The sequence below is a fragment of the Streptomyces sp. NPDC002926 genome (assembly GCF_053591755.1).
The window spans coordinates 1-3398 of sequence record NZ_JBSFUK010000083.1 but is presented as its reverse complement, the minus strand read 5'-3'; the positions used below and the strand labels follow the sequence as shown (position 1 = coordinate 3398).

Below are 3398 nucleotides of genomic sequence, written 5' to 3'. Positions count from 1 at the left end.
GCGATGGGCACGATGTTGCAGGCGCAGGATCCGACGCTTGAGGACTTCGAGAATCTCGAGGGGTGCAACGAGGTTCTCAATGTGACGCGGCCGGACATTGTGCGGTCGGTGCATGAGGAGTATTTCGCGGTCGGTGTGGACTGTGTGGAGACCAATACCTTCGGTGCGAATCTGGCGGCGCTGGGGGAGTACGACATTCCGGGGCGGGTCTTCGAGCTGTCGGAGTCGGGGGCGCGGATCGCGCGTGAGGTGGCGGACGAGTTCACGGCGTCGACGGGGCAGCAGCGGTGGGTGCTGGGCTCGATGGGTCCGGGTACGAAGCTGCCGACGCTGGGGCACGCTCCGTATGTGAAGCTGCGGGACGCCTATCAGCAGAACGCGGAGGGCATGATCGCCGGTGGTGCGGATGCGCTGCTGGTGGAGACGACGCAGGACCTGCTGCAGACGAAGGCGGCGGTCCTGGGTGCGCGGCGGGCGCTGGAGGTGACCGGGACGAGTCTTCCGGTGATCTGTTCGGTGACGGTGGAGACGACCGGGACGATGCTGCTGGGTTCGGAGATCGGTGCGGCGCTGACGGCGCTGGAGCCGCTCGGTATCGACATGATCGGTCTGAACTGTGCGACGGGTCCGGCGGAGATGAGTGAGCATCTGCGCTATCTGGCGCGGCATTCGCGTATTCCGCTGTCGTGTATGCCCAATGCGGGGTTGCCGGTGCTGGGCCGGAACGGTGCGCATTATCCGCTGTCGGCGGGTGAGCTGGCGGATGCGCAGGAGATGTTTGTGCGGGAGTACGGGCTGTCGCTGGTGGGGGGGTGCTGCGGGACGACGCCGGAGCATTTGCGTCAGGTGGTGGAGCGGGTGCGTGGTCTTGTGCCGACGGTGCGTGAGCCGCGTCCGGAGCCGGGTGCGGCGTCGTTGTACCAGACGGTGGCGTTCCGTCAGGACACCTCGTACATGGCGATCGGTGAGCGGACCAATGCCAATGGCAGCAGGAAGTTCCGGGAGGCGATGCTGGAGGGCCGCTGGGACGACTGTGTGGAGATTGCGCGGGATCAGATCCGTGAGGGTGCGCACATGCTGGATCTGTGTGTGGATTATGTCGGGCGGGACGGTGCGGCGGACATGGAGGAGCTGGCCGGCCGGTTCGCGACCGCGTCGACGCTGCCGATTGTGCTGGATTCCACTGAACTGAATGTGTTGCGGGCGGGGTTGGAGAAGCTGGGTGGCCGGGCGGTCATCAACTCGGTCAATTATGAGGATGGTGACGGTCCCCAGTCGCGGTTTGCGAAGGTCACGGCGCTGGCGCGGGAGCATGGTGCGGCGTTGATCGCGCTGACCATCGATGAGGAGGGCCAGGCCCGTACGGTCGAGCACAAGGTCGCGATCGCGGAGCGGCTGATCGATGATCTGACGGGCAACTGGGGTGTGCACGAGTGCGACATTCTCATTGACACGCTGACGTTCACGATCTGTACGGGGCAGGAGGAGTCCCGTAAGGACGGGGTGGCCACGATCGGGGCGATTCGTGAGCTGAAGCGGCGTCATCCGGCGGTGCAGACCACGCTGGGTCTGTCGAACATTTCCTTCGGGCTGAACCCGGCGGCCCGGGTGGTGCTGAACTCGGTGTTTCTGGATGAGTGTGTGAAGGCGGGTCTGGATTCGGCGATTGTGCATGCGTCGAAGATCCTGCCGATCGCCCGGCTGAAGGAGGAGGAGGTCCGGGTCGCGCTGGATCTGATCTACGACCGGCGGGCCGAGGGCTATGACCCGCTGCAGAAGCTCATGGAGCTGTTCGAGGGCGTCAATATGACGTCGATGAAGGCGGGCAAGGCGCAGGAGCTGCTGGCGCTGCCGCTGGGGGAGCGGCTCGAGCGCCGCATCGTGGACGGTGAGAAGAACGGTCTGGAGGCGGATCTGGATGAGGCTCTGCGGTCCCGTCCGGCGCTGGACATCGTCAACGACACGCTGCTGGCGGGTATGAAGGTTGTCGGTGAGCTGTTCGGTTCCGGTCAGATGCAGCTGCCGTTCGTGCTCCAGTCGGCCGAGGTGATGAAGAACGCGGTGGCGTATCTGGAGCCGCACATGGAGAAGACCGACGCGGACGGCAAGGGCACGATCGTGCTGGCCACCGTCCGTGGTGACGTGCATGACATCGGCAAGAACCTCGTCGACATCATCCTGTCCAACAACGGCTACAACGTGGTGAATCTGGGTATCAAGCAGCCGGTTTCGGCGATCCTGGAGGCCGCGGAGGAACACCGGGCGGACGTCATCGGAATGTCGGGGCTGCTGGTCAAATCCACGGTGATCATGAAGGAGAACCTGGAAGAGCTCAACCAGCGCAAAATGGCCGCCGACTACCCCGTCATCCTCGGCGGCGCCGCCCTGACCCGCGCCTACGTCGAACAGGACCTCCACGAAATCTACGAAGGCGAAGTCCGCTACGCCCGCGACGCGTTCGAGGGCCTGCGGCTGATGGACGCCCTCATCGGCGTCAAGCGCGGCGTCCCCGGAGCCTGCCTCCCCGAACTCAAGCAACGCCGGGTCCGGGCCACCACGAACGCCGTGGCCGAGGAGCGCCCCGAGGAGGGCACGGCCCGCTCCGACGTGGCCGTCGACAACCCGGTCCCCGAGCCGCCGTTCTGGGGCACGCGGGTGATCAAGGGCATCCAGCTCAAGGAGTACGCGTCCTGGCTGGACGAAGGCGCACTCTTCAAGGGCCAGTGGGGGCTGAAGCAGGCCCGCACCGGCGACGGCCCGACCTACGACGAGCTCGTCGAGTCCGAGGGCCGGCCCCGGCTGCGCGGCTGGCTGGACCAGCTGCACACCCGCAACCTGCTCGAGGCGGCCGTGGTCTACGGCTACTTCCCCTGCGTGTCGAAGGGCGACGACCTCATCCTCCTGAACGAGGACGGCTCCGAGCGCACCCGCTTCTCCTTCCCGCGTCAGCGCCGCGGCCGCCGGCTGTGCCTGGCGGACTTCTTCCGCCCCGAGGAGTCCGGCGAGACCGACGTGGTCGGCCTCCAGGTCGTCACCGTCGGCTCGAAGATCGGCGAGGCGACCGCCGAACTCTTCGCGTCCGACTCCTACCGCGACTACCTCGAACTCCACGGCCTGTCCGTCCAGCTCGCCGAAGCCCTCGCCGAGTACTGGCACGCCCGCGTCCGCTCCGAACTCGGCTTCGCGGCCGAGGACCCGGCCGATGTGGAGGACATGTTCGCCCTGAAGTACCGGGGCGCCCGGTTCTCGCTCGGCTACGGCGCCTGTCCCGATCTGGAGGACCGCGCGAAGATCGCGGCGCTGCTGGAGCCCGAGCGGATCGGCGTCGAGCTCTCCGAGGAGTTCCAGCTCCACCCGGAGCAGTCCACCGACGCGATCGTCATCCACCACCCCGAAGC

General features: G+C 66.6%; 1 protein-coding gene. It reads left to right on the top strand.

What is annotated here, in order from left to right; translation table 11 throughout:
• Positions 1–3398, top strand: a 3398-nt coding sequence (gene metH / locus ACWDZ6_RS33335) for a methionine synthase (protein WP_451505824.1), incomplete at both ends; no start/stop codon positions are given.